We start from the raw sequence: 500 nt of genomic DNA on the forward strand, positions 1-500 counted from the left end.
GAAAAGTAGAAAATACAGATCTTTTATGTTAACAAAAAAAAAACGCATAAAAATGTTATCTAACCAACATTTTTATGCGTTTACTTTTTTTATAAAAGTTACGTCCCGGGCGAGATTTGAACTCACGACCTACAGCTTAGGAGGCTGTTGCTCTATCCAGCTGAGCTACCGGGACATGATATTAAATTGTTATATTGTTTACCTCATTAACATTGTAGCTTTTGTCGTTCCAATCTTAGTTTGATTATTCAAGATGCGGCTCGATTGGTACGCTGATGCTATTTCTTAGAAGCTTTCTCGGACGTGCTCTATCCTGCTAACCTACATAGTCATGTTAAAAATAACCAATGTAATTTTATCACAGCTTTCATTCTCCCACAATATTGATTAAATTATTGTTTGAGTCAAGTATTTATAGGCAGTTTTTTTCACACCTTACATTTGAAAGCGGATTCAAACTCTTAGGATACTCTCTTGGTAAGAATTTTGCCTTTTTTAAA

General features: G+C 33.8%; 1 tRNA gene. It reads right to left on the reverse strand.

Annotated elements, in window-relative coordinates:
- Nucleotides 1-101: 101 nt before the first annotated feature.
- Nucleotides 102-175, reverse strand: a tRNA-Arg gene (locus GW534_RS16030).
- Between the last annotated feature and the right edge of the window lie 325 nt (nt 176-500).

It is taken from the genome of Pallidibacillus pasinlerensis (genome assembly GCF_009996845.1).
Taxonomy (GTDB): Bacteria; Bacillota; Bacilli; order Bacillales; family Caldibacillaceae; genus Pallidibacillus; species Pallidibacillus pasinlerensis.